Source organism: Streptomyces sp. BBFR2 (assembly GCF_044497305.1).
Taxonomy (GTDB): Bacteria; Actinomycetota; Actinomycetes; order Streptomycetales; family Streptomycetaceae; genus Streptomyces.
In genome coordinates, this window is record NZ_CP172415.1 from 3,151,334 (window position 1) to 3,178,208 (window position 26,875).

Annotated in this window: 15 protein-coding genes and 3 tRNA genes; 7 read left to right on the forward strand and 11 right to left on the reverse strand. The window is 74.3% G+C overall.

Annotation, left to right across the window (positions count from 1 at the left end):
- The first annotated feature begins 9 nt into the window (after positions 1-9).
- The gene (locus ACGH2B_RS12250; protein WP_399087939.1) at positions 10-2,589 is read left to right on the forward strand and encodes an MFS transporter; all 2,580 of its coding nucleotides are present in this window, start codon (positions 10-12) and stop codon (positions 2,587-2,589) included.
- Positions 2,590-2,767: 178 nt separating this feature from the next.
- Positions 2,768-3,613 (forward strand): YceI family protein, encoded by an 846-nt coding sequence (locus ACGH2B_RS12255; RefSeq protein ID WP_399087941.1) that lies wholly within the window; start codon positions 2,768-2,770, stop codon positions 3,611-3,613.
- 251 nt (positions 3,614-3,864) lie between these two features.
- Here ACGH2B_RS12255 and ACGH2B_RS12260 read toward each other — a convergent pair whose 3' ends face one another.
- From ACGH2B_RS12260 to ACGH2B_RS12285, 6 genes are all read right to left on the reverse strand, one after another.
- Positions 3,865-4,635 carry a TetR/AcrR family transcriptional regulator gene (locus ACGH2B_RS12260; RefSeq protein WP_399087943.1) on the reverse strand — a complete coding sequence of 257 codons (771 nt, stop codon included), beginning with the start codon at positions 4,633-4,635 and terminating at the stop codon, positions 3,865-3,867.
- Positions 4,636-4,693: 58 nt separating this feature from the next.
- A complete protein-coding gene (locus tag ACGH2B_RS12265) occupies positions 4,694-6,244 on the reverse strand; it encodes an MFS transporter (protein WP_399087945.1) in 1,551 nt (516 codons plus the stop codon).
- An 896-nt stretch (positions 6,245-7,140) separates the two neighbouring features.
- A complete protein-coding gene (locus tag ACGH2B_RS12270) occupies positions 7,141-9,450 on the reverse strand; it encodes an ArnT family glycosyltransferase (RefSeq protein ID WP_399087947.1) in 2,310 nt (769 codons plus the stop codon).
- Positions 9,447-10,853, reverse strand: coding sequence for a glycosyltransferase (locus ACGH2B_RS12275; RefSeq protein WP_399096956.1), 1,407 nt, complete (start codon positions 10,851-10,853; stop codon positions 9,447-9,449). The genes ACGH2B_RS12270 and ACGH2B_RS12275 overlap by 4 nt, the downstream gene beginning before the upstream one ends.
- A 1,058-nt stretch (positions 10,854-11,911) precedes the next feature.
- A complete protein-coding gene (locus ACGH2B_RS12280) occupies positions 11,912-13,393 on the reverse strand; it encodes an ATP-binding protein (RefSeq protein ID WP_399087949.1) in 1,482 nt (493 codons plus the stop codon).
- Positions 13,394-13,550: 157 nt separating this feature from the next.
- Positions 13,551-14,369, reverse strand: coding sequence for a response regulator transcription factor (locus ACGH2B_RS12285; protein WP_399087951.1), 819 nt, complete (start codon positions 14,367-14,369; stop codon positions 13,551-13,553).
- Between the two features lie 1,199 nt (positions 14,370-15,568).
- Here ACGH2B_RS12285 and ACGH2B_RS12290 point away from each other — a divergent pair.
- Positions 15,569-16,120 (forward strand): NADPH-dependent FMN reductase, encoded by a 552-nt coding sequence (locus ACGH2B_RS12290; RefSeq protein ID WP_399087953.1) that lies wholly within the window; start codon positions 15,569-15,571, stop codon positions 16,118-16,120.
- A 269-nt stretch (positions 16,121-16,389) separates the two neighbouring features.
- Here ACGH2B_RS12290 and ACGH2B_RS12295 read toward each other — a convergent pair whose 3' ends face one another.
- Together ACGH2B_RS12295 and ACGH2B_RS12300 are read right to left on the reverse strand one after the other, a co-directional pair.
- A complete protein-coding gene (locus tag ACGH2B_RS12295) occupies positions 16,390-17,343 on the reverse strand; it encodes a DUF2797 domain-containing protein (protein WP_399096959.1) in 954 nt (317 codons plus the stop codon).
- 243 nt (positions 17,344-17,586) lie between these two features.
- Positions 17,587-17,660, reverse strand: a tRNA-Met gene (locus ACGH2B_RS12300).
- A 352-nt stretch (positions 17,661-18,012) separates the two neighbouring features.
- On the opposite strand from ACGH2B_RS12300, the gene ACGH2B_RS12305 reads away from it, so the two are divergent.
- On the forward strand, positions 18,013-18,399 hold the full coding sequence (locus tag ACGH2B_RS12305; protein WP_399096962.1) for a hypothetical protein: 387 nt from the start codon (positions 18,013-18,015) through the stop codon (positions 18,397-18,399).
- Between the two features lie 121 nt (positions 18,400-18,520).
- On the forward strand, positions 18,521-18,874 hold the full coding sequence (locus tag ACGH2B_RS12310) for a hypothetical protein (RefSeq protein ID WP_399087955.1): 354 nt from the start codon (positions 18,521-18,523) through the stop codon (positions 18,872-18,874).
- Between the two features lie 324 nt (positions 18,875-19,198).
- Here the strand turns inward: ACGH2B_RS12310 and ACGH2B_RS12315 are convergent.
- Together ACGH2B_RS12315 and ACGH2B_RS12320 are read right to left on the reverse strand one after the other, a co-directional pair.
- Positions 19,199-19,271: transfer RNA gene (locus ACGH2B_RS12315), tRNA-Arg, on the reverse strand.
- Between the two features lie 456 nt (positions 19,272-19,727).
- Positions 19,728-19,818, reverse strand: a tRNA-Ser gene (locus ACGH2B_RS12320).
- A gap of 233 nt (positions 19,819-20,051) precedes the next feature.
- Here ACGH2B_RS12320 and ACGH2B_RS12325 point away from each other — a divergent pair.
- Both ACGH2B_RS12325 and ACGH2B_RS12330 read left to right on the forward strand, forming a co-directional pair.
- A complete protein-coding gene (locus ACGH2B_RS12325) occupies positions 20,052-20,666 on the forward strand; it encodes an SSI family serine proteinase inhibitor (RefSeq protein ID WP_399087957.1) in 615 nt (204 codons plus the stop codon).
- A 204-nt stretch (positions 20,667-20,870) separates the two neighbouring features.
- The gene (locus ACGH2B_RS12330; RefSeq protein WP_399087959.1) at positions 20,871-25,115 is read left to right on the forward strand and encodes a PAS domain-containing protein; all 4,245 of its coding nucleotides are present in this window, start codon (positions 20,871-20,873) and stop codon (positions 25,113-25,115) included.
- A gap of 73 nt (positions 25,116-25,188) precedes the next feature.
- On the opposite strand, the gene ACGH2B_RS12335 is transcribed toward ACGH2B_RS12330, so the two are convergent.
- Positions 25,189-26,838, reverse strand: coding sequence for a long-chain fatty acid--CoA ligase (locus ACGH2B_RS12335; RefSeq protein WP_399087961.1), 1,650 nt, complete (start codon positions 26,836-26,838; stop codon positions 25,189-25,191).
- Between the last annotated feature and the right edge of the window lie 37 nt (positions 26,839-26,875).

A 26,875-nucleotide genomic window follows, 5' to 3' on the forward strand; every position in this document is an offset into this window, starting at 1 on the left:
AGGAACTACATGGCTACGACCACACCAGCCGGTGTGCGGGGCGGCCACGCCAAGCACGGAGGCATACCCGCCTCCGGACAGCCGCCCATGACGCACCGTCAGATCATGGAGGCGCTTTCCGGGCTGCTGCTCGGCATGTTCGTCGCCATCCTGTCGTCGACCATCGTGTCGAACGCGCTCCCCGAGATCATCCACGACCTCGACGGCGGCCAGTCCGCCTACACCTGGGTCGTCACGGCGTCGCTGCTGGCGATGACCGCGACCACCCCGCTGTGGGGCAAGCTCTCCGACCTGTTCAGCAAGAAGCTGCTGGTACAGATCGCGCTGGTCATCTACGTCGCGGGCTCGGTCGTCGCCGGTCTGTCGCAGAACGCCGGGATGCTCATCGCCTGCCGAGTGGTGCAGGGCATCGGCGTCGGCGGTCTGTCCGCCCTGGCCCAGATCGTCATGGCCGCGATGATCTCCCCGCGCGAGCGCGGACGGTACAGCGGTTACCTCGGTGCCACCTTCGCCGTCGCCACCGTCGGCGGTCCGCTGCTCGGCGGCGTCATCACCGACACGAGCTGGATGGGCTGGCGCTGGTGCTTCTACGTCGGCGTGCCCTTCGCGGTGATCGCGCTGATCGTGCTGCAGAAGACCCTGAAGCTCCCCGTCGTCAAGCGCGAGGGCGTCAAGGTCGACTGGGCGGGCGCCTTCTTCATCAGCGCGGCGGTCTCGCTGCTGCTGGTGTGGGTGACGCTGGCCGGTGACAAGTACGACTGGATGTCGTGGCAGACCGCCGCGATGGTGGGCGGCGCCGTCGTCCTCGGCGCGATCTTCATCTTCGTCGAGTCCAAGGCGAAGGAACCGATCATCCCGCTGCGGCTGTTCCGCAACAAGACGATCACCCTCGCCTCGCTGGCCTCGCTGTTCGTCGGTATCGCGATGTTCTCCGGCACCGTCTTCTTCAGCCAGTACTTCCAGCTCGCGCGCGGCAAGTCGCCGACGATGTCCGGTGTGATGACGATCCCGATGATCGGCGGTCTGTTCATCTCCTCGACCGTCTCGGGCCAGATCATCACCAAGACCGGCAAGTGGAAGGCGTGGCTGGTCTCCGGCGGCGTCCTGGTCACCGCGGGCCTCGGCCTGCTGGGCACCATCCGCTACGACACCGCCTACTGGCAGGTCGCGATCTTCATGGCCCTGATGGGTCTGGGCATCGGCATGATGATGCAGAACCTGGTGCTCTGCACGCAGAACCAGGTCGCCCCGCAGGACCTCGGCTCCGCCTCGTCCGTCGTCACCTTCTTCCGCTCGCTGGGCGGTGCGGTCGGCGTCTCGGCGCTCGGCGCGGTGATGGCCACCCGGGTCACCCACTACGTGAAGGACGGCATCGCCGAGCTGGGCCCGAAGGCCGCCAAGGCCGCGGCCCAGGCCGGCGGCGGCGGGGGCATCCCGGACCTTGACGCGCTCCCGGCCCCGCTCCGTACCGTCATGGAGAGCGCTTACGGCCACGCCGTCGGCGACATCTTCCTGATCGCGGCTCCGTGCGCCCTGCTCGCTTTCCTGTTCACCCTGTTCATCAAGGAGGTCGCGTTGAAGACTCGCGGCGGACTGGCCCAGAACGCGGACGGCGAGGAGACGGCGGCCACCCCGGCCGCCACCCCCTCGGCCACCCCGGCCCCCGCGGCCGCCGCGGCCGCGGCCGAGGAGCGGGAGCCCGCCCTGGTGGGCGCCCCCGCCCCCTCCGACGAGCACACGCCCGCCTGGGCGCAGCCGGCCGCGGCGACGGCCACCCAGCCCCTGGCGGCGTACGCGTCGGCCGGCGGCGGTGACGTCCCGGCCGGGCCGTCCATCACCGGCTTCATCCGCAACCCCGAGGGCCACCCCGTGCCGCGCTCCGCGGTCACGCTGATCTCCCTCAGCGGCCGTCAGCTCGGCCGCGCCGTCGCCCAGGCGAACGGTTCGTACGCGCTGAACGCCCCCGGCGCCGGTTCGTACGTGCTGATCGCGGCGGCCGACGGGCACCAGCCGCAGGCGTCGACGGTCGTCGTCGGCGACCAGGCGCTCGGCTACGACATCCTGCTCAGCGGCGTCAGCGGCCTCGGCGGCCAGGTGCGCAGCGCGGTCACCGGGCAGCCGGTGAGCGGCGCGATGGTCGTCGTCACCGATGTCCGCGGCGAGGTGCTGGCCACCGGCGCCACCTCTCCCGAGGGGTACTTCTCCTTCGACGAGCTGGCGGCGGGCACCTTCACCGTCGCGGTGAACGCGGCGGAGTTCCGCCCCACCGCCGTGCCGGTCGAGGTCGGCGGTCAGGGCACCACCCGCATCGAGGTCGAGCTGCTGTCCGGCGCGAAGGTGCAGGGCGTCGTGCGGGCCGGTTCCGCGCGGCGGCCGCTGGCCGACGCCCGCGTCACCCTGGTCGACGCGGCGGGCAACGTCGTGGCGACCTCCACCACCGGTGAGGACGGCGCGTACGCCTTCACCGACCTGGACGCCGGCGACTACACGGTCATCGCGAGCGGCTACCCGCCGGTCGCCAACGGCCTGGTGGTCGACGCCCGCGGGGTCGACGGCTACGACGTCGAACTCGCCCACCCCGGCGACTGACCCGGACCCCGGGCAGTGCCCGGGGGACGATGAACCCCGGACCGGGGCGCGCATTCGAGCGGAGGCGCGCCCCGGACCGGACCCCAGGGCTCCGGCAGCGGTGCTGCGCACAGGCAGGGGACGGCCTGCAGGCCGCTGCCGGAGCCCGATACGTACCAGGCGAGAAACGGGAGTGGGAATGACTTCGACGGGCGCGGGACCTGCGGGCGTACGGGCACAGGTCCGCACACGGGACGGCTGGGCGGTCCAGCACGCCGTACTGACCGTCACCGACATGACGGGCGCGCAGATGCTGCGCGCGACGGCCGACGAGGACGGCGCCATCCGCAGCACCGAACCGCTGCGGCCCGGCCCGTACACGGTGATCGTGACGGCCGTCGGCTACGCGCCGGTCGCCTCCAGCGCCATCGTGACGGCGAGCGGCCGGATGGACGTCGGCACCATCACGCTGGCGCGGCAGGGCGGCGCGGAGCTGCCGCCGCCCGGCATCTGGACGATCGACCCGATGCACTCGACGGTCGCGGCGACCGCGCAGCACCTGGGCATCACCAGCGTGCACGGCCGGTTCACCGAGTTCAGCGGACGTATCGAGATCGCCGAGGACCTGGACAGATCGGGGGTCGAGGCGGTCATCGCGGCGTCGTCGATCGACACCGGCAACGGTATGCGCGACGGGCACCTGCGGTCCGACGACTTCCTGAACATCGCTCAGTACCCGGAGATCACCTACCGCAGCACCGGCCTGGAGCCGGCCGGACCGGACCGCTGGACGGTCCACGGCGACCTGTCGCTGCACGGCGTCGTCCGCCCGGTCGACCTCAGCCTGAGCTACCTCGGCACCGGCCCCGACCCGTGGGGCGGCGTCCGGGCGGCGTTCAGCGCCACCGCGGAGCTGCGCCGCGAGGACTTCAAGATGAACTACAACCAGGTCGTCGCCGCCGGTATCGCCGCGATCGGCACGACCCTGCGGGTCCAGCTCGACATCCAGGCCGTCCAGGGCGACTCCCTGCCGGCGGCGGGCTGACCGCCCCCGCGCGAGGGGTTGAGCGGCCCGCGCGCGGTGGGACGAACGGCATACGGGTCCGGCCCGGACCCGGGCACCTTGGGGGGTGCTCGGGTCCGGGCCGGACCCGTTCGTGCGGGGGCCTCGGCGGGAACGGTTCCGGTTCCGTGCGGGGCCTCAAGGCCGCCGGTGGCTTGCGGGGTGTCCCGTACGGGTGTGCCCTGCGGGGTGTCCCGTACCCGGTCCGCGCCCGCGAGGCGGTCCCTTACAGGTCAGGCCCCCGTGCCCCGTTCCCGTAGCGTCTCGATGCCCGCGATCTGGAGGTCGAGGGCGAGGGTGAACTCGCGGTCCAGCATCTCGACGATGCCCCGGCCCTGGCGGGCGTAGCCGGCGCGGGCGGACAGCTCGCGGGTCTCCGCGTACTCGGGGCGGTCCGCCATCGCGGCGGTGACCTGCGCGAAGTAGGCGTCGAGGGAGATCCCCGCGGCCCGGCAGCGGGCCTCGTGCAGGGCGCGGATCGTCGCGAAGCCGTAGACGAAGTGGAAGACCGTGGCGAGGGCGCCGGAGGCCCGTTCCGGCTCCAGACCGCTGCGGGCCATCACCCGCATCGTGGCGTGGGAGAACGCCAGCGCGCGGGGGCCGATGTTGAGGTACTCGCCGAGCAGCCGCGCCACCCACGGGTGGCGCAGCAGCATGTCGCGGTAGGCGGTGGCGAGGACCCGTAGCTGAGCGCGCCAGTCGGCGCCGCCGTCCTCGTCGGGCAGCCGCATCTCGCCCGCGACCGCGTCCATGGCCAGCTCCAGCAGATCGTCCTTGGTGTCGACGTACCAGTAGACGGACATCGCGGTGACGCCCAGCTCGGCGGCGAGGCGGCGCATCGAGAACTTCGCCAGACCGTCGGCGTCCAGCAGCCGGACGGTCGCCCCGACGATCTTGTCGAGGTCGAGGCCGTCCGGCTGGTCCGCCTTCCGTTTGAGCGGCCCGCGTCCGGCCAGCCAGACGCTCTTCGGCCGCTGCCCGGCGCTCTCCTCTGCCGCTGCCATGACGCCTCTCCCCTCGCGCTTCGCCTCCCGCCGAGCGGGACGTGCTCCGCTTTCGATGCTATTCCGCCGCGGCGGGCGCCCCTTCCGCCGCCGGTCCCGCCGCCCGCTCCGCCCGCCGCAGCAGGACCGCGGCGAGCAGACCGCCGAGGAACACCGCGGCGGCGCCCGCGAGTTGACCGGTGCCGATACCGGCGGCGAACGCGTCGTGGACGGCGGTGCGCTCCGCTTCCGTCCCCGCCGCCGCCAGCGCCGCGGCCAGCGAACCCGCCCCGGCGGCGGCCACCGGCAGCAGCGCCTGGAACCGCGCCGTGAGCACCGCGCCGAGCACCGCCACGCCCAGCCCCTGGCCGAACTCCATCAGCGTGCCGTTGACGCCGGCGCCGACGCCCGCCCGCTCCGGCGGGATCGCCGACATGATCGCGCCCGCCATGGCCGGCATCGCGAGCGCGACACCGGCGCCCATCACGATCAGCCCGGCGAGCATCCCGCCGTAACCGCCGCCGCCGAGCGTCGCGACGAGGACGAGCCCCGCGGCCAGCAGCGACATCCCGGAGACGATCATTTGGGGGGTGCCGATACGGGGCAGCAGCCGCGCGCCGAGACCGGTGAAGTTGATCAGTACGACGGTGACGGCGAGCGGCGCCATCCGCAGCCCCGCCTCCAGCGGCCCGTAACCGAGGACGAGTTGCAGATGCTGGGTGAGCAGGAACATCGAGCCGCCCATGCCGAACGCGACGAGGATGCCGCCGGAGACCGCGCCGATGAAGCGGCGGTCGCGGAAGAAGCGCATGTCCAGCATCGGATGCGGGGTGTGCAGCTCCCACAGCGCGAAGAGCGCCAGACCGGTGAACCCGACGGCGGCGGAGAGCAGCACCTTGCCGGAGAGCCAGCCGTCGACCGGCCCCGAGATGATCGCGAAGACCACCCCGACCATGCCGGCCATGGACAGCACGGCGCCGAGCGGATCGGGCCGCTCCGCCCCCGGGCTCTTCGACTCCGGTACGAGGGTGACCACCGCGCAGAGCGCGAGCAGCGCCACCGGCAGGTTGACCAGGAAGAGCGAGCCCCACCAGAAGTGGTCCAGCAGCGTCCCGCCGATGAGCGGACCGGCGGCGAACCCGAGGGAGTTGACGGAGCTCCAGATGCCGATGGCCTTGGGCCGCTCCGCCTCGTCGAAGATCTGCATGACGACGGCGAGGGTGGTGGTGACCAGCAGCGCACCGCCGACGCCCATCCCCGCGCGGGCGGCGATCAGCATCCCGGGCGAGGTCGCCAGCGTCGCGCCCAGCGAGGCGAGCCCGAACAGCGCCAGCCCGACGGCCAGCATCTTCCGGCGCCCGTAGCGGTCGGCGGAGTTCCCGGCGGTGAGCAGCAGCCCGGACTGGACGAGCGAGTACGCGTTGACCATCCACTGGACGTCGGCGGTGGTGGCGCCCAGCTCCTCGGTGAGGGAGGGGATCGCGACGTTCAGAACGGTGTTGTCGAGGACGACGGTCAACTGCGCGAGACAGATGACCGCCAGGATCAGCCACCGCGCACCGGAACGGTCCGGCCCCGCGGGCGGGACGGATGCGGGCGAGTGCGCGGCGTCGTGGACGGCAGGGGGCATGTGCGGCTCCCGGGGCGTTGAGCGGAAGGGGACGTGCCGCCGGGAGCCCGTGACGGATTCCCGGGCGCTCCGGCCGGTCGGGCACCCGGCGTTCCGGGGCCCGTTCCCGTTCCGGTCGGCGCCGGTGGGACGGTACGGGTGTCCGGTGCGGAGCGGAACTGCCCACGCCGGGAGCCGGGGCGGGACGAAGGGACGAGGGACCAAAGGGCCGAAGGGCGGCCGAGGAACCGAAGGGGCGAGGCGGCGGCGTACAGCGTACGAGGGTGGGCTTTACGGTGTACAACGCTTTTCGGGGGCCGCACGGAAACCCCTGGCCCGGTTTCACGTGAAACCGGGCCAGGGGTGTGTGTTTCACGTGAAACAGATGCCCTGCGGGGTGAGTTCGGTGGTGTGGGAGCGCTTGGTGCGCTGGTGTGCGGTGAGTTCGGGACCGTGGTCAGGCGCGAGGTCGGGCCACGAGGCGAGTTCGGGGGCGCGAGCTGGCTTGCGGGTGCCCTGTGGGGGCGAGTTCGGGGGAGCGGTCCGGCTTGAGGGCGTGAGCCCGAGGCCGCCGTTGGGGGTGTCCCGACGGCTCAGGGCCGCGCCTTCACTTCGTCGGCTCGTCAGGTCTTCTCATTTCCCGGGTGCCGTCAGATCGCTTCGCTCCTTCGGCTTGCCGGGCCTTCCTGATTCCCCTTCGGCTCGCCGGGCGTTTCTGCTTCTCCTTCGGCTCGCCGGGGCGGTCCTGTTCCTCCTTCTTGTTCGTCGGGCCGGTCCTGCTTCTTCTGCGGTTCGTCGGACCGGTCCTGTTTCTCCTGCGGTTCGTCGGACCGGTCCTGTTTCTCCTTCGGCTCGGCGAGCCCTCCCGCTTCTTCGGGTCGCCGGGGCGCCTCGCCCCTTCTGTCCGTCGGGCCGGGTCACTTCTTCGGTGCCGTCAGGTCGTAGAAGGTGGTGCCGCCGGCGGTGACCTTGGTGAAGGTCTTCGTGACCCAGGAGGAGATCGCGGAGGCGGTGCCCCGGCTGTCGCCGCCCGGGAAACCTCCTCGGCCACCGCCGGGGCTCTCCCCTCGGCCACCGCCGGGGAAGCCGCCGTGGCCGCCGCCCGGGCCGCCCTCACTCGCGAGGAAGTAGTGGATCCGGCCGTCCGCCACCAGCTTCTTGAAGCGGGCGAGGGTCGGGGACGGGTCACTGCCGTTGAAGCCGCCGATCGCCATCACGGGTTTTTCGGTGGCGAGTTGGTAGCTCGCGGCGTTCTGGGAACCGATCCCGGCTGCGGCCCAGGTGTAACGGTCGGCGTCCTTCGCCACCAGGTCCCGCGCGGCGGCGCTGACCTCGGCTCCGTCGAGCAGCCCGCCCATGCCGCCGCCCGTACCGCCGCCCCGCTCGCCGCGCGTGCCGGTGCCCGGGAACCCGGCCCGGCCGCCCCGGCCCGGGAACGCGGTCCCGCCACGGCCCGTGCCCGTGCCCGGCGGACGTCCCGCCCGGGCACCGCCGTTCGCCCCGGGGAAACCGCCCCTGCCTGCCGTACCTGCCTGGGCTCCCTTTCCGGCAGACCCGGCCTGGGCGCCCGGCGGCATCGGCATCCCGCCGCCGCCCGGGAAGCCATGACCGCTCCGTACCGCCGGGCCCGCCGTGATGATCGAGCCGCCGTGCGGGGTGGCGACCGTGTTCAGCGTGTACGCGACCGGGCCGGCCAGCGCCACCGCGACGCCGAGCCCGGCCGCCACCGGCGCCGCCCGGCGCCGCGCCGCGCCCCGCCCCGCCGGGACCAGCAGGCCGAGCGCGGCGATCAGGCCCACGACCAGGACCGCCCAGCGCAGCCACGGCAGCCACTCCGGCGAGCGGTCCAGCAGCACGTACGACCAGCCCGCCGTCACCACGGCCACCACGGCGAGCACGCCCCGCCCGCCACGGCCCGGACGGCGCCACAGCAGCGCCGTGCCCATACCGGTCAGCGCCGCCACGTACGGCGCCAGCGCGATGTTGTAGTACTGGTGGAAGATCCCGGACATGAAGCTGAACGTCACGAACGTCAGCAGCAACGCACCGCCCCACAGCAGGAACTCCGCCCGCTGCGCCGCCTCGTGCGCATCGGTCGCCCGCCGGACCCGCCGCAGCAGCCAGACCGCCGTGACCAGCAGGATCAGCGCGGCCGGCAGCAGCCAGGCGATCTGCCCGCCCATGTCCGAGGAGAACAGCCGGGCCGGGCCGGTCTCCCCCCAGCCACCGCCACCGCCGGGGCCGCCCTTGGCGCCGCCGACACTGCCGGTCTCGTCGCCGGTGATCCGGCCGAACCCGTTGTAGCCGAAGGTCAGCTCCAGAAAACTGTTGTGCTGCGAGCCGCCGATGTACGGGCGCGACGCCGCGGGCCACAGCTCGACGAGCGCCACCCACCAGCCTCCCGTCACCACGGTCACCAGCCCCGCGAGCAGCAACTGCCCGACCCGGCGGGCCCGGCCCACCGGCGCGCAGCACAGGTACACCAGCGCCGCCGCCGGCAGGATCAGCCACGCCTGCAACGTCTTGGTGAGGAATCCGAACCCGAAGCACGCCCCGGCCAGCAGCAGCCACCGTGTCCGCCCCGACTCCAGGGCCCGCAGCACCGCGGCGAGCGCGCCCACCATCAGCAGGCACAGCAGCGCGTCCGGGTTGTTGAAGCGGAACATCAGCGCGGCCACCGGCGTCACCGCCAACGCCGCCCCGGCCAGCAGCCCGGCGCCCGCCCCGAACCGCCGCCGCACCGCCGCGTACAGCGTCCCGACCGTCGCCACGCCCATCAGCGCCTGCGGCACCAGCACCTGCCAGGCGCCGAGCCCGAAGAGCCGCACCGACAACGCCATCGGCCACAGCGCGGCCGGCGGCTTGTCGACGGTGATGGAGTTCGCCGCGTCCGACGAACCGAAGAAGAACGCCTTCCAGCTCTCGCTCCCCGCCTGCACCGCCGCCGAGTAGAACTGGTTCGCATACCCGGACGCCGACAGATCCCACAGGTACAGCACGGCCGTGACCAGCAACAACACCAGCAGCGCGGGCCGCGCACCACGAGGATCACCGGGACGGCCCCGGAGGAAGCGGGCGAGGAAGACCGGCCCGCCGGACGCCGCCGTGCCGGGTACGGCGCCGAGGCCGAGGCCGGAACCAGGGTCGGGGCCGTACGGGAGTGGGGCCGCCGCCGTGGTCCCGGTCTGCGGCTGGTGAGGGGGGCGGGCGTCGGGGCGGGTGGTCATCGGGTGCTCCGGGAGATGTCGTTCGGGGTGGGGCCTTGGGGCGCGGAGGCGGCGCGACCGGGCGGAAAGCCGGGGGCCGCGGTGCCCGGGAACGAGACGTCCCCGGCGCCGGGGGCGGGGCCGGACGCGGCCCGGTCCAGGGCGTCCGGCCCGGAGACGCTCGACGCCGTTCCGCCCGCCGCCGTTCCGCCCGCCGCCCGGCGCCGCCCGCGCTCCCGCTCGGGGAAGACCCACGCCCGGAAGAGCAGAAAGCGCAGCACCGTGGCCGCGAGGTTCGCCACGATCAGGACGGCCAGTTCGGTGGCGTGGCCGGGACGGCCGGAGGCGGCGTCCAGCGCGGCCAGGGAACCGCTGGTCAGGGCCAGTCCGATGGCGAACACGGCGAGGCCCTGCGCCTGGTGGCGGACCGCCCGGTCCCGGCCCCGTACGCCGAACGTCAGCCGCCGGTTGGCCGCAGTGTTGGCGAACGCCGACAGCAACAGCGCGACGGCGTTGGCCGGTTGCGGCCCCATGCCCAGCCGGGCCAGCGAGTACAGCCCGAGGTAGCAGAGCGTGCTGAGCGCGCCGACCACGCAGAAGCCGACGAGCTGCCGGGCCAGCCCGCCCGGTACGCCCGCCAGCGCCCGGTCCCGGGGATCGTCCCCGAACGGCCGCGCCAACCGGTCCAGCGGCAACGCCCCGGTGGCCAGCGCCCGGCCCACCCGCCACACGCCCTTGAGATCATCGGTCGCCGTCCGGACGAGGTGAACGGTGCTGTCCGGATCGTCGATCCAGTCCACCGGCACCTCATGGATCCGCAGCCCGGCCCGCTCCGCCAGCACCAGCAGCTCGGTGTCGAAGAACCAGCCGGTGTCCTCGACCAGCGGCAACAGCCGCGCGGCGACATCCCCGCGGATCGCCTTGAACCCGCACTGCGCATCGGAGAACCGTGCCGCCAACGACCCCCGCAGAATCAGGTTGTACGTCCGCGAGATGAACTCCCGCTTCGGCCCGCGCACCACCCGCGCACCGCCCGCCAACCGCGACCCGATCGCCAGATCCGAATGCCCCGAGATCAACGGCGCGACCAGCGGCAACAGCGCGTTGAGATCCGTGGACAGATCGACATCCATATACGCCAGCACCGGCGCCCCCGACATCGACCACACCTGCCGCAGCGCCCTCCCCCGCCCCTTCTGCTCCAGCCGCACGGCCGTGACCTCGTCAAACGCGTCATCGAGCCGAGCCGCGACCTCCGGAGTCCGATCGGTACTGGCGTTATCCGCAATGGTGATCCGGAACCCGTAAGGAAACGTCCGCCCCAGATACGCGTGCAACCGCCGCACACACGGCCCGAGATCACGCTCCTCGTTGTAGACGGGGATGACGACATCGAGGACCGTCCCGTCGCCCTCGGGCCGCAGATGATCCCGCGCGGGGAGGGCCTCCCAGGGGGGCCAGGCGGGGGCGGGGGCCTTCGTGACAGGGGCGCGCGGAGGAGCGGGGGCCTCCGCGGTGAGGGCCGGTGCGTTTGTGATGGAGGTGGGTGCCTCCGTGATGGGGACGCGCGGACGGGTGGGGGGCTCCGTCGCGGAGGCGGGGACCTCTGACGAGGGGGCCGGGAGTGGGGCGCGCGCCTCTGCCATGGAGGCGGGAGCCTCTGCCGAAGGGGCCGCGAGGAGGGCGGACGCCCTCGCCACGGGAGCGGAGAACCGGGCGGAATTCCCCACCGCAGGGGGCGCCTCACCGATCGCCGCGGCGTTCGTCCGGCCGGTTCCCGTGGCGTTCACCCGGTCGGTCGCCGCCTCGTCCATTCCGCCGCCGGGGCCACCATCGGCGCTGCTCACCATGCCCCCGCCGTGCGACGGCTCCGGGTGATCCGGACGGCCGGGCCGCTCCGTCCCGTCGGCCGGCCCACTCCACGGCATACCGCTTTGCGCCGTGTCTCCGGGCGTCCTGTCCCTTGGTGTCGTATCCCTTGGCGTCACAGGGGAACGCTCGCCAACTCCGCTGTCACGAACGTGTGCTGACGCTGTGGGTGAGCTGTGAACCGATACGGGCGGGGGCGCGGACGGGGCGGAGACGGGGGCGGCTCCGGAGCGGGGTGCTTCCGGAGTGGGGCGGGCCTGGAGCGGGGTGCTTCCGGAGCGGGGCGGCCCCGGAGTGGTCCGGAGAGGAGCGGTCCGAGGCTGGGCCGAAGCCGGAGCGGCCCGAGGCTGGGCCGAAGCCGGCTCCAGAGCGGGGTGCTTCCGGAATGGGGCGGGCCTGGAACAGGGCGGAGCCGGAGTGGGGCGGACCCGGAGTGGGGCGGACCCGGAGTGGTCCGGAGAGGAGCGGTCCGGAGAGGAGCGGCCCGAGGCTGGGCCGAAGCCGGAGCGGCCCGGGGCTGGGCCGGAGCCCGAAGGCTGGAGCCAGAGGCCAGGCTCGGAGCGGCTCCGGCCTGACGCCAGACTTGAGCCGATGCCGGACCGCGAGCCGACGCCTAAGCCCCCGCCCCCGCCCCCGGCGCCCGCCCCGCGCCCTCCCGAGGTATCGCCCCCAACTCCCGGCTCGCGCCCTCCGCCGCCCCCGGCAACACCACCGCGAAAACCGTCCGCCCCCGCGCGCTCTCCACCGCCACCGTCCCGCCGTGCGCTGTGACCACCGCCTGGACCAGGGCCAGGCCCAGCCCCGTACTGCCGGCGGCGCGGGAGCGGGAGGCGTCGCCGCGGGCGAACCGTTCGAAGACGCGCGGCAGCAGCTCCGGCGCGATGCCGGGGCCGTCGTCGTGGACCTGCAGCCGGACGCCGCCGTCCGCCGCCCGCAGCCGCGCCGTGACGGTCGTCCCCTCCGGCGTGTGCACCCGGGCGTTGGCCAGCAGGTTCACCAGAACCTGCTGCAACCGCGCCCCGTCCCCCCGCACCGTCATGGGCTCGACGGGCAGATCCAGCCGCCACCGGTGACCGGGACCGGCGGCCCGCGCGTCGCTCACCGCGTCCACGACCAGCGGCGACAGGTCCAGCGGCGCGGATTCCAACGGGCGCCCGGAATCGAGCCGCGCGAGCAGCAGCAGGTCCTCCACCAGCCCGGACATCCGCTCCGCCTCCGACTCGATCCGCCCGAGGGCATGCCGGGTCCGCGGCCCGGGTCGTTCGTCGCCGCGCCGGGTCAGCTCGGCGTACCCGCGGATCGAGGCGAGCGGTGTCCGCAGCTCATGGCTGGCGTCGGCGACGAACCGCCGCACCCGCATCTCGCTCTCCTGCCGCGCCGCCAGTGCCGAACCGACGTGCCCGATCATCCGGTTGAGCGCCGCACCGACCTGACCGACCTCCGTCCGCCCGTCCGATTCGCTCTCCGGTACGCGGACATGCAGCGCCACCTCGCCCTGGTGCAAGGGCAGTTCCGCGACCGATGTGGCCGTCGCCGCGACCCGGCGCAGCGGCCGCAACGCGAACCCGACCATCGCCGCCCCGGCCATCCCGGCCGCGAGCAGCCCCGCTCCCGTCACACACGCCTCAACCGCCACCAGCGTCCCCACCGTGTCCTGCACATCGCCCAACGGCAGCCCCATCACCAGCGACCCGTCCGGCGCGAACGCCGCCCGGTAATCACCGAGCCCCGGCAACGCGACGGTGTGCGGCCGCCCGTCCCGCGGTACGGACCCGAGCGCCGCCACCTGCCCGGCGGACAACGCGTCCAGCCGCTCCGACGGCACCCGGCTCAGCGAGCCGTTCGCCCGCGCCCCGGCCCCCACCGACCCGTCCGGCGCCACCCGCGCCCCGACGGTCCCCCAGTGCTGCCCGCCCAGCACGACGAAATCGAGGCTCCCGGCATGCTCCGCCACCTCCCGCGGCGGCCGCGCCGCCCGCCCCACCGCCTCCTGAAGCCGCCCGTCCAACTGCTCCTGCAGATACGAGTGCAACGCCACCGCCGTCACCACCCCGATGACCGCCCCCACCACCGCGATCAACCCCACGGCGGCCACCACCAATCGCGTCCGCAACGACCAGGCCCGCCGACCGGCCCGCGCACGCCGGGGCGCCCGGAACAAGGCGCCTCGCCCGCCTCCGTCTCCCCCTTCTCCTCCCCGGTACGTCACCGTCCGCTTCCGTCTCCGCTCCGCGCCCGCCTCCGTGCTCGTGTCATCCGGCAGGCTTGATCAGATAGCCCGCGCCGCGCCGGGTGTGGATCATCGGCTCCCGTCCGGCGTCGATCTTCCGGCGCAGGTACGAGATGTACAGCTCGACGACGTTGGCCTGCCCCCCGAAGTCGTAGCTCCAGACCCGGTCCAGGATCTGCGTCTTGCTGAGCACCCGCCGCGGGTTACGCATCAGGTACCGCAGCAGCTCGAACTCGGTGGCCGTCAGCCGGATGTCGTCCCCACCCCGCGTCACCTCATGACTGTCCTCGTCCAGCGTCAGGTCGCCGACCGTCAGCACCGAGGCGCTCTTCGCCGCCGCGGCCCCCGCCCGGCGCAGCAGCCCCCGCAGCCGCGCCACCACCTCTTCCAGGCTGAACGGCTTGGTGACGTAGTCGTCGCCACCGGCCGTCAGCCCGGCGATCCGGTCCTCGACGGAGTCCTTGGCCGTCAGGAACAGCACCGGGACATCCGGCAGTTCACGCCGCAGCCGGGCCAGCACCGTCAGCCCGTCCATGTCCGGCAGCATCACATCGAGCAGTACCGCGTCCGGCCGCCAGCTCCGGGCCGAGCGCAGCGCACCGGCACCGTCACCCTCGGCCCTGATGTCCCACCCCTCGTATCGGAGCGCGAGCGACAGCAGATCCGCGAGCGAGGGCTCGTCGTCCACCACCAGCACCCGCACCGGGCCCCCGTCCGCCCGCCGCAGCCCCGGCTGCCCACCGGGCGCACGCGCCTCCCCGCCGCCCCCCACGGCGGACCGGTACGGCCGGGCACCCGAAGGCCCCGCGGAAACAGCGGACGGCGATGAAGTCACGGTCATGCCCCGAACCTCCCCCTCCCCCGTGAGAGCCCCCTTTCCCCTTCCTGTGAATCCCCTGAGAATCCCGTCTGCCCCCGCCCCCCCAAGGCCGGCACCCAGCCCCCGCCCGCCTCTCCGGCCTGGGCCCACGCCCCGGCGCCCGGCGGCCCGACAACCTCCAGCCCGAGCCCGTCACAGCCCTTCCGGCGGGCCACCGCGCTCTCCCCCTGACGCCCCGCGCGGGCCCCTCCGCTTCTCCCTCGCACCCGCAGATCCCTCCAGCGGTCACCGCGGCCCTCCAGCACCTCCCTTCGCAGGAGCCCCCCCGCACGCTTCCCTTGACGAACTCCGCCTCCCGCGAAGCCCCCCACCGCAGGGCCGCCCCCGCATCCCCGCAGGTGTCTCCACAGCTCCGCCCCCCGCCCGCCTCTCCGGCCTGGGCCCACGCCCCGGCCCCCGGCGGCCCGACACCCTCCAGCAGCCCGAGCCCGTCACAGCCCGAGCACCCCCGCTCCTCCTTCCTCCTCCGTTCCCTCTCCCCCCACGCCCCCGTAGGCGCCAGGTCTGTGCGACACCGGACCGGCACAGCGCTCGCCCCGTCGTCCCCCGTGCCCACTGCATCCGCCCCCTCCCCGTACGAGCCAGCCTCGCCCCGCGGTGCCCGTCGACCCTCTCCGACTCAGGCCCGTCACGACCTGCGCACCACGCTCACGCCCCCGCCCGGCCCAGCCCCCTTCCGCCCCCTCTCATCGGCTCCCCCGTACCGCAACTCGCCCTGAACAACCTGGCCATGACCGAGCTGGACCGCCCCCCGCGCGGCCCACCCCGATCACTGCACCCCACTCTCCCACCCACCACTGACAATCGCCCTGACCTGCAACAACGCACCGCACACCACGACCTGACGCCCCCCCGTGCACCCGCGTCCTCACCCGCGCGACCAAAACACCCCCGCCGTGCCCTCCCCGCACGCCCCGCCCACACCACATCGCCCGGGACACGGCCCCGCCCCTCACCCGACCCCGCACAAGCACAAGCACAAGCACGTCAAGCAGATCCGGACCCCGCACCGCCCTCGCTCCGCGCAGCCGAGAAACACCGGCCGGCCACAGCCCCGCCACAGTCGCCGTCCCCAACGGGGGTCGGCGCCCCGCCTCCAGCCCCGCGCCCGTCGGCCGCCCGCCGCCCACCGCCCCGACGCCCGGTCGTACGGTCACCGCATGAGACTCGTCGCCCTCTCCGGCAGCCTGCGCGCCCGCTCCTCGAACGGCGCCGTGCTGCGCTCCACCCTCGACCTCTTCGACGGCCCGGCCACCACCGCCGACATCGCCGCGCTACCGCACTTCAACCCCGATCTGGACGGTGAGGACGCCACCCCGCCCGAGCCGGTCGCCACCCTCCGCGCCGCGGTCGCCGCCGCCGACGCGCTGCTCATCGTCAGCCCCGAGTACGCCCATGGCATCCCGGGCGCACTCAAGAACGCGCTCGACTGGCTGGTCAGCAGCGGCGAATGCGTCGGCAAACCGGTCGCCGTGATCACCGCGTCACCGTTCCCCACCGGCGGCGATCACGCCAACGCGCAACTGCGGGAAGTGCTCCGCATGATGACGGGCCAGGTCATCACGGACGCCTGCCTCGAAATCCCCGCCATCGGCCCGAAGGTGGACCCCGCCACCGAACGCGTCACCGACGAAGCAACCCTGACCGCACTCCGCACCGCCCTCCACGCCCTCACCACAGCCGCAGCCACAACCGCGACGACCACCCCCTGACCCTCAAGGCGGGCACCCCGCACCGCCCCACTCCCGACCCCGCCACACGCACCGAGTCGCCAGCCACCGAGCCACCAGCATCACCCCGCACACCGAGCCGCCCACCAGGCCACACACCGCACCGATCCACCCCAACCGGAACGGCCACCCCACCCCCTCAGCCCCGCAACATCACCGCCACCCACACACCCCACCCCAACCGCCCTCCCGGCCCAGGACCGGCCACGCCACACCGCCGCCCCGCCCCGCCCCGCCCCGGAAACCGCACCTCAAAACAACCCCTCCTGCCCGCCTCCCCCCTCCTCTCCCCGACGCCGCTCCCGCCCCCCGTACGGCGCGTCCCGCACGGGAACCGTCGTCACCTCCCCGCGCGCGGCGCCGAGCACCCATCCGGACAGCAACCGGGCATCGAGCACCGCGACCACCTCACCGACCGCCCCTGCCTCCCCGACCACCGCCCCCGCCTCACCCACCCGCACCCGCACATACACATCCGCCCCGACCCCCGCCACGACCTCCCCCACCACCTCGGCACCCGGCGACATCGCCCCCAGCTCGGCGGCGCCCGCCGGGACCCGCGCCAGCCCGAACACCCCGCTGTGATCGCCGAACGCGAAGTCCACCGGCGCCAGCGTCTCCGGCCATCCGTTCAACTCCCCTGCACGCGCGTGCAGTTCGGCCAGCTCGGCGCGCCGCTCCGCCACCGGCGGCAACGCCCCGCGCGCCGCCCGCTTCGCCTCCTTGGTGAAGCGGTCCGGCACCGCGAGCGCGCTCCCCAGCACCGCCTCCGCCCGCCGCGCCGCCATCAGCGGCCCGCGCCCCAGCCACGCGTACGCCACCGCCCCCTGCTCCACCAGCCGCGCCGCCCCGCGCTCGGCCGCGGTGATCCCGACCTTCACCAGCCCGGGCCCGAAGTACGCGAGGTAGACGCCGTACGGACGCGGATCATCGGCCATGGTGTCCGCCGCGACCGACCGCGAACGGTCCAGCCGGGCACACGCCTCACACTGATCCCGGGCCGCCGCGCCCCCGATCACCGCCTCGTACGGGCAGACGAGCCACCGCCCGCCCCGCCGCACCCCCAGGCACCGCCGCTCCCCCACCACGGAGAACGCCAGCCTCTTCCCCGCGGGCAGCGCACTGACCCGCTCCGCACCCCGCTCGGCGCAGTACCACCCGAGCCCCTGCCGAAACCCCCGCTCTCCCTCCGCCGCCCCCTCCAACGCCCACCGCGGACCCGTACATCGCCACACCCCGCAAGCGTACGACCACCCACTGACACCGCCCCGAGCCCGAGCAACGCCCCCGCCGTCACCACCGATCCACGCCCGCCACACCCGGTCCGACAGGCCACCGCACCGGCCCTCCCCGCCCCGGCAGACCCGCCCGCCACGAGCCACAGCCGCGTACCGCACGCAAAAAAGCCGTAGGCCCGGTGGACGAATCCACCGGGCCTACGGCGTCAGTAGCGGGGACAGGATTTGAACCTGCGACCTCTGGGTTATGAGCCCAGCGAGCTACCGAGCTGCTCCACCCCGCGTCGGTGAACAAAACAGTACGCGAACTCCGCACCAATGCCTAATCCTTTCCTCACCCACCCCCTCGCCCCCCCGCACACCCCTACGCCCCCAGGACCTCACCCCGCCGGCCTCAGCCCCCGGACCGCACCCCACACCCACACCGAAGCCCCGCTCCGACCGGCCTCTCCACACCACCGCCCCCACGGCCCGATTCCGCGCCGCGCCCCCTCGCCTCCCCCACCCCGCCGGCTTCCCGGCCCGTACAGCCACGCCCCGCACAAGCCCACCCGAAGGAGCCCCGTGCCCCCACACCCCCGCCCGACCGGCCTCGGCCCCGGCCCGGGCTCCGTCGCCCCCACCCCAGCTCCCGCCATCCCCCACTACGTCCGCTTCCAGGGCGCCACCCGCAACGACCGCGGCCACTTCCCCGGCGTCTTCGCCCTCGTCAACAACCTCGCCCGCCAGGGCCTCCTCACCCCGGCCCAGGAACATTTCCGCCGCACCTCCAACGACTGGTACGACACCCACTTCACCAACCCGGCCGAGGTCGACCCCACCGTCTACGACCGCACCCGCCACCCCGGCGCCGCCGCCTGGTTCAAGTCCACATCCCCCCACCTGATCACCCGCGTCGACGGCTACCTCGCCATCCTCCGAACCCACCGCATCCCCTGCCACCGCCTCCACTCCCACGCCCCCGGCCACGTCATCTACGAGGACCCGGACCAGGTCGTGGTGGTACCGCGACGCCTGGCGTGAGCGGCCCGGCCACCCGCACCGACCACGGCCGCAAGAGCGCGGCAGCCCTGAGTACCGCCCCCGCCACGCCTGAGTACCCGCCACCATGCGGAGCCCGCGCACACGCACCAGGGTGGCCACCATGACCACACCCGCCACCCGCTCCACCGCCCCCACCCCGCCCGCGGCCCCCGACCCGTTCGCCCCCTCCACACGGGCGCTCCGCGTCTTCGCCGGGCTCGGCTTCCCCCTGCTCGCCGTCGCCTACGGGGCGTTCGTCATCGTCGTCCTCCAGCAGGCGTACTCCGGAGACGGCGCGAGCGGCCCCTTCCTGGGCGCGTCCCAGCTCTCCATGGGCCTCTCCGCCGTCACGGGCCTGGCGGCGCTCTGCCTCCCCACCGACGCGATCACCCACACCACCCGACGGCGCACCGTCACACTCCAGTACGTCCTGGCCCTCACCGGCCCCGCCCTCGCGGCGATCGACTTCGCCTGACGGGCGCCGGGAAAGACCGACCGAACGGACTCCCGCGGACCACCGGGCACCGGCCCCGACAGCGGAGCCGTACACGTAATGCCTCGTGGAGCGCCCCTTCCCCGCCCCGGCCGACAGCGCCCGGCCCGCCCCGGCCACCACATCACCGCAGCCGGCAACCCCGTCGGCCTACGCCTACGCGCCACTCCCCGCCCCGGCGCCGCTCCACCGGAGGCGCACCACCCGCCGACGGCGTGGCGAGCACCCCGCCCCCACAGAACGACCGCCGTCACGGCAAAAAGCCGGAGGCCCCGTCGATTTCTCGACGGGGCCTCCGGCCTGCGGTGCGCTCGGCAGGATTCGAACCTGCAACCTTCTGATCCGTAGTCAGATGCTCTATCCGTTAAGCTACGAGCGCTTGGCTTTCCGGCGGTTTTTCTTGCCGGTCGGCGTTGCGGGAACAACATTACATGAACCGCGCCGTGACGCGAAATCCATTGCCCACACCCCACCTGACCTGCGGAAACGTCTCTGAGGTGGCGTTCTGAGGAGCGGGGCCCCGAGGGCGCCCCGGGGAAAACGTTGAAGATCGACGGGGCTGGGCGCGTTCCGGAGGACGGTCAGGGCCTCGGGCCGGGCCGGAGCGGTGGTGAAGATCGATGCCGGGACTCCGCGGCGGGCCGCCGTAGGGCGGAGCCCGCGATCACCGGTCGCACGGAAGGCCCGCTCGTCCGCTGCCCGCCCGTCCTGCGTTCCTCTGCGGACGCCTGGCCGGCCTGTCGCCTCTCCGGTGGGGCCGCCCGGATCGCGCGGAGGGGGCGGAAACGCCTCCGGGCCCCTTCTCGTGAAGAGAAGGGGCCCGGAGGACTGGGAGCGGAGGCGGAGGGATTTGAACCCTCGATGGGGGGTAAGCCCCAAACCGCATTAGCAGTGCGGCGCCATAGACCGGACTAGGCGACGCCTCCACACACCTGCGCGTGAGCGCTGTGGCGTGTCCAGATGATGGCACAGCTCTGTGGGCTGTCACCAATCGCCCCCCACGGTACTCGGCGCATCGGGTCCGCGGCAAAGACGTTCCACCGGCGAAACGTCGGGGCGGGAGGCGCGTTAGAGGGGTGGGGCCGGGTGCGGCGTGGCCGCGGGGTGCCCCGGTGGGTGCGTGCCGCGCGCCCGTTCCGTTCTCTTCCCTGGAGCCCTGATGCCGTATCGCCGGAAGTCCCTGCTGACCGTCGTCGCGCCGGTGGTGGCCGCCGCTGCCGCGCTGGCGCTGGCCGCGCCCGCCGCCTCGGGGGCGCCGATCCCGCTGCCGCAGCACGGGGAGCGCGCCGCGGGGCCGAACCCCACGGGGCCTGCCGGGGTGCTCGACCGTACGGGTCTGCGGCCGCCCACCGGGCACCGTCACCACCGGGGCGTCTCCGGGCTGCCGGGGCCCGTCACGCGCGCCGCGGGCGAGGGCGCGGACGGCGCGGGGCGGCTGCGGCCCGCGGATCATCTGACGGTGACGGTGACGCGCTCCGGGGCGGCGGGGGTCGACGGGCGGTACGAGCTGTTCTGCCACCCCGACGGCGGGAACCACTTCGACGCGGCGGGGGCGTGTGACCGGCTGGACCGGATGACGCGGTGGGGGCAGGACGCGTTCGCGGCGGTTCCGCAGGCGGCGAAGTGCACGATGATCTACGGCGGTCCGATCACCGCGCACGTATCCGGGTACTGGGCCGGGCGGCCGGTCGAGGCCGACTTCCGGCGGACCAACGGCTGCGAGATCGCCCGCTGGGACCGGTTCGAGCCGCTGCTCCCGACGACCGGTTCATGACGCGATGCCCGAGCCCTTTCGTGGTGGAGTGGGCGGGCAGGTCAGGACGCGGGGCACATGTCGGGCGTGCGGCGAGTCGCACCCGGCCGGGGTGTCACCTGCCCCTCGTCCGCCTCGGCGTCCACGGCAACTGCCCGTAGACTCCCTTCCAGCGGCCCGCCCAGCCGGGCCGGCACTGTGCGGTAACAGGGAGGAAGCGTCGTCGTGAGCAGCAGGCCATCCCGAGGCGCTGCTCGCCTCGCAGCCATACTGGACGCCCTTCCTGACGCGCTGTTGCTCGTCAACTGCAACGGCACGGTCGTCAACGCCAACGCCATCGCCCTGGAGACGTTCGAGGCGCCCGGTACCGCCCTGGTGGGGCGCGGGCTCCTCGACCTCCTGCCGTCGTTCGACTCCAAGCGCATCCCGGGCTCGATGCGGCGGCACGACGCCGACGCCGAGGGCGGGCGGACGAAGCCGACGCGGATGGTGGCCCGGCGGACCGACGGCAGTGAGCTGCTCGTCGAGGTGACCAGCGCCAATCTGGAGGACGGCCGCACTCCGTACGAGTCGGCCTTCGAGGCGGCGTACGCGGATCACCGCAACGGCTACACCGGCAATGAGCTGCTGATGCTGGTGGTGCGGGATCTGACGGGGACGCTGGACACCGAGACGGAGCTGGCGCGGCAGCAGCGGCAGACGGAGATGATCCTGCGGGCCGCGGCCGAGGGGGTCGTGGGTGTCGACGCGGACGGCAAGGTCGTCCTCGTCAATCCGTCGGCGGCGCAGATCCTCGGGTACCGGGCGAGTGAGCTGGGCGGCAAGGAGCTGCATCCGCTGATGCACCACTCCCGGGCGGACGGTTCGCCGTTGCCGTGGGAGGAGACGCCGCTGGCCGACACGTTGCGGTCCGGGCGCAAGCACCGGGTGCGCGGGCAGGCGCTGTGGGCGAAGGACGGCAAATCGGTCTCGGTCGATCTGACGACGGCTCCGGTGCGCGACGGTGATCAGCTTGTCGGCGCGGTGATGACGTTCACCGACCGGCGGCCGTACGACGCGCTGGCGGCGCGCCACACGCAGCTTCTGGCGGTGCTGGAGCAGGCGCTGCGCGGGCCGTTGGAGGAGCTGACCGGGGAGCTGCGGACGCTGGCTTCGGACCCGGCGGGGCAGCTCTGGCCGGAGGCCAACCAGATCCTGCACCACCTGGCGGCCGGGCACGCGCGGATGACGACGCTCGTCGACAACGTCCTCAGCTATCAGCGGCTGGACGCCGGGGCGGAGAAGCTGCGGCGCGCGAAGGTGTCGCTGGACGGTGTGGTGGCGGCCGGTGTGGAGGGCGCGATCGATCTGATCGGGCCGGGCCGGGCGCAGTTCGCGGTGCACGCGCCGCCGATCGAGGCGATGGTCGACGCGGAGCGGGTGGCGCAGGCCCTGTCGCACCTGATCGCGGATGTGGCGGGCGTCGACTCGACGGGCCGGATGCCGGCGGCGGACGCGGCCGGTCAGGGCGCGGGCGGCCGGGGGCCGCAGGACTCGACGATCGTGGTGGCCGCGGCGCGGCGCGGCGATGTCGTACGGATCGAGGTGCGCGGCCCGTACGGCGGCGGCGATCCGGTGCACGCGCCGATCGCGCGGGGCATCGTGCGGCAGCACGGCGGGCTGATGCAGACCCACAAGGTGCCGGGTGGTCAGGGCGCGGGCGGCAGTGCGTACGTGCTGGAGCTGCCGGTGGCGGCGGACGGCACGGTGCCCGCGGGCGGCGTCCGGGCGCCGGAGACGCAGGGCGAGGGGACGACGGTGATGCCGCTCCCGGCGCAGCGGGCGCGCGGGACGGAGCCGTCGGGCCCGGGCGGGTCCGGGGCGGCCGGTGGTTCGGACGGGGCCGGGCACGCGGTCGGCGACGGCACGTCCGCCGGTGGTCACCGGCGGGTCCGGCCGGACGGTGACGGTGCGGACGGCGGGCCCGGTGGGACCGCCGGGGCCGGGCGTCCGGGCGACGGTACGGCCGGGGGCGACGCGTCCGGGGCGCCCGAGGGCGCGGCGGGCGGGCGGCGCCGGGCGGCGCGGCCGGGGAACGCGACGGGCGGGCTTCCGGCGCTGCCGGGCGGTGCGGGCACGGGTCCGGTGGCCGGTGGTGCGGGCACGGCTCCGGCGCAGGCCGGTGGTGCGGGCACGGCGCAGGCCGACGGTCCGGCGCAGGCCGGTGGTACGGGTGCGGCGCAGTTGACGCCGGTCGGGCATCCGGGGCAGATGCAGCAGGTGGCGCCGCAGGGTGCCGGGCAGCAGAGCGGTGGGCGGCGGGCACGCCGGGCGCTGGCGGAGGCGCCGGGCCGGGCGGACGCGGCGGAGCGCGCCGGGCAGCAGCAGGCGGCGGGCGGTGCGCGGTCGCCGTTCGCGTTGCCGCCGGCGGCGGCGGACCGGACGCCTTCCGGGGCGGCTGCGGGTTCCGGGCTGCCGGCGTTGCCCGCGGTCGCCGGGCAGTTGCCCGCGCAGGCCGAGGGCACCGGGCGGCGCCGGGCGCGGCGGCCGGTGGCGAACGGTCCGGCGCAGCCCGCCGGGGCCCCGGCGGGTCCGGCCGGGCTGGAGCCGGCGGTCAACCCCGGTGTGCCGCAGGGCGAGTGGCAGGAGGAGCCGACCGGCCGTCGGCGGGCCCGGCGGGCCGCGGCCGAGGAGCGGGCGGCGGCCGCGATGGCGGACTCCGAGGCGTCCGGGATGTTCGTGGCGGGTCCCGAGGGCCTGGTGGCGCAGTCCGACGAAGAGGCGGCGGCCGGTGCGGTGGGTCCGCATGCGGTGGGTCCGCAGCAGCAGCCGGGCGGCCCGGTGCGGCCCGGTGCGGGCGTTCCGGGGCAGCAGGCCGGGCCCGGGCTTCCGGGTCAGCAGAGTCAGCAAGGTCAGCAGGCCGGTGCGGGTCTCCCCGGGCAGCAGGGTCAGCAGGCCGGGCCCGGTCTCCCCGGGCAGTCCGGTCCGCAGCCGGTGCGTCAGGGCAAGCACGGGCAGCACGGGCGGCCCGAGGAGCAGGGGCCGCAGCAGGTCCGGCCGGATGTGCCGCAGCAGCGCCCGGCCCACGGCGGCGGTCCCGTACCGCCGCAGGGCACGGGCCCCGTCAGTGCAGGTCAGCCCGTACCGCCGCAGGGCGCCGGTGGCGCCGGTGCAGGTCAGCCCGTACCGCCGCAGGGCACGGGCCCCGTCGGCGCGGGGCAGCCCGTGCCGCCGCAGCCCGCCGAGCCGACGCGGGCGGCGCACGGGAGTGCGCCCGGGGCCGTGCCGGCCGAGGGGGAGGCGCCTGCGCCCACCGGGCGGCGGCGGGGGCGGCCCAGTCCCGTCGAGGCGGAGGCTGAGCAGCGGCCGGAGGAGGACGGCGGGCCGGGGCCCGGGCAGTCGCACGGGCGGGCGTTCAGTGTGCGCACCCTCGGGCAGGGTGTGCCGTTCGCGCAGCAGCTCGTCGATCCGCAGGCGCAGGGTCCTGCCGCCGGGGGTACGCCGCCCGGTGGGACGCCGGCCGCCGGGTCGGGGCGGCGCCGTAAGCTCGCCGCGCCGCAGGAGAGCGGGCGCGGGGAGGCGGTGGCCGGGCGCCGGCAGGCGGCCGGGCAGGGTGCGCCGCAGCCGCATCTGCTGGACGCGAGCGAGGGCCGGGCGTTCGCGGTCTCCGCGCCGGACGAGGGCAGTGAGGGGCCGGAGCCGCTGGACGGGCCGGACGGCGCCGTGGAGGTGCTCGGTCCGCAGCAGCCGCCGATGGACGACGAGTTGCCGCCGGAGCCGCTGGACAATCCGCGGCGGCTGCTGGTGTGGCCGGCGCCGGACGTCTCCACGCAGCAGGCGCTCAGCGACCGCGGCTACCGTCCGGTGATCGTCAACTCCCGGGAGGAGGTCGACGCGCAGATCGCCGCGTATCCGGCGGCGCTCTTCGTCGATCCGCTGACCGGGCCGATCACCCGTACCGCGCTGCAGTCGCTGCGTCAGGCGGCGGGGGCGGCGGAGGTTCCGGTGCTGGTCACGGCCGGTCTGGGGCAGGCGGCGCGGGAGGCGGCGTACGGCGCGGATCCGGCGGTGCTGCTGAAGGCGCTGGCGCCGCGGGACAGTGAGCAGCATCCGCCGCGGGTGCTGCTGATCGAGCAGAACGACGCCGTCGCCGGGGCGTTGACGGCGTCGCTGGAGCGGCGCGGGATGCAGGTGGCGCGGGCCGCGGCGGACAGTGACGCGGTCGCGGTGGCGCATCAGGTGCGGCCGAACCTGGTCGTGATGGACCTGATGCAGGTGCGTCGCCGCCGGGCCGGGATCGTCGACTGGCTGCGGGCGAACGGGCTGCTCGACCACACCCCGCTGGTCGTCTACACCTCCGTCGATCTCGATCCGGCGCAGTTGCCGCGGCTCGCGGACGGCGAGGCGGTGCTGTTCCTCGCGGAGCGCTCGACCAGCGCCGAGGTGCAGTCCCGGATCGTCGATCTGCTGGCGAAGATCGGGACGAACTGAGCGCCCGTCCGTACGACGGCGGAGCCCCCGTAGGTGAGGTACCTACGGGGGCTCCGGTGCGTCGGGGGCCGGTTCAGCCGAGGTGGGTGACGTCCAGCTCGCCGTCCGCGTACTGGCGTCGCAGGACCTTCTTGTCGAACTTGCCGACGCTGGTCTTCGGGATGGCTCCGATCCGGGTCCAGCGCTCGGGGAGCTGCCAGCGGGCGACGCGGTCGGCGAGGAACGTCTTCAGCGCGTCGTGGCCGGTGGTGGCGCCGTCGGTGAGGACGACGGCGGCGAGCGGGCGTTCGCCCCATTTGTCGTCCGGTACGGCGATCACCGCGGCTTCGGCTACGTCCGGGTGGGCCATGAGGTGGTTCTCCAGCTCCAGGGAGGAGATCCACTCGCCGCCGGACTTGATGACGTCCTTGGCGCGGTCGGTGAGGGTGAGGAAGCCGTCCGGGGAGATCGTGCCGACGTCGCCGGTGCGCAGCCAGCCGTCGGGGCTGAACTTGTCGTCCGGACGCTGCGGGGCGCCGTCCGCGCCGCCGTAGTAGGCGCCCGCGATCCACGGGCCGCGGACCTCCAGTTCGCCGGCGGATGCGCCGTCCCAGGGGAGCGTTTCGCCCGCCGGGCCGATCAGCCGCGGCTCGACGGAGGCGGGGAAGCGGCCCTGGGTGGTGCGGTAGCGCCACTCCTCGTCTCCGGTGGCGCCGGCGGGCGGGTGGGCGACGGTGCCGAGCGGGGAGGTCTCCGTCATGCCCCAGGCGTGGACGACGCGGATGCCGTGGCGTTCCTCGAAGCCGCGCATGAGGACGGGCGGGCAGGCGGAGCCGCCGATGACGACGGTCCGCAGACAGGCCACGTCGCGCTGCGTGGCGTCGAGTTCGGCGAGGAGGCCCTGCCAGATGGTGGGGACGGCGGCGCCGATGGTGGGCCGCAGCGTCTCGATCATCTCGGCGAGCGGCGCGGGCTGGAGGAAACGGTCCGGCATCAGCAGCGACGCCCCGGCCATGAACGCGGCGTGCGGCAGGCCCCAGGCGTTGACGTGGAACATCGGGACCACGGGGAGTGCCAGGTCGGCGGCGCCGAGCGCGAAGGCTTCGGTGGTGTTGACCTGGAGGCAGTGCAGGTAGAGGGAGCGGTGGCTGTAGAGGACGCCCTTGGGGTCGCCGGTGGTGCCGGAGGTGTAGCAGAGGATGGCGGCCTCGCGTTCGTCCAGCTCGGGCCAGTCGTAGCGCTCCGGGTGGCCGTCGAGGAGTTCCTCGTAGTCGTGGACGGCGGGCCGGACGCCGGTCAGGACGGAGCGGTCGCCGGGGCCCACGACGACGAGGTGTTCGAGGGTGTCGAGCCGCGGCAGCAGGGGCGCGAGGAGCGGCAGCAGGCTGCCGTTGACGAGCAGGACGCGGTCCTCGGCGTGGCGGACGATCCAGGTCAGTTGCTCGGCGGGGAGCCGCAGGTTGAGGGTGTGCAGCACCGCGCCCATGGACGGGACGGCGAGGTACGCCTCCAGATGTTCGGCGTTGTTCCACATGAGTGAACCCAAAACACTTCCGGGCCCTACCCCAAGTGCGCGTAGGCCGTGAGCGAGCTGAGCGGCGCGGTTCCCGATTTCGGCGAAGGTGCGGCGTTGCGGTCCGGCCTCGCCGGTCCAGGTGATGACCTCGGATGAGCCGTGCACCGTGCGGCCGTGCTCCAGAATCCGCGAGATCGTCAGCGGGACTTCTTGCATCGTGCTGAACACCGGGGTCCTCCCCATTTCGGTTACGCGCCGGTAGCTA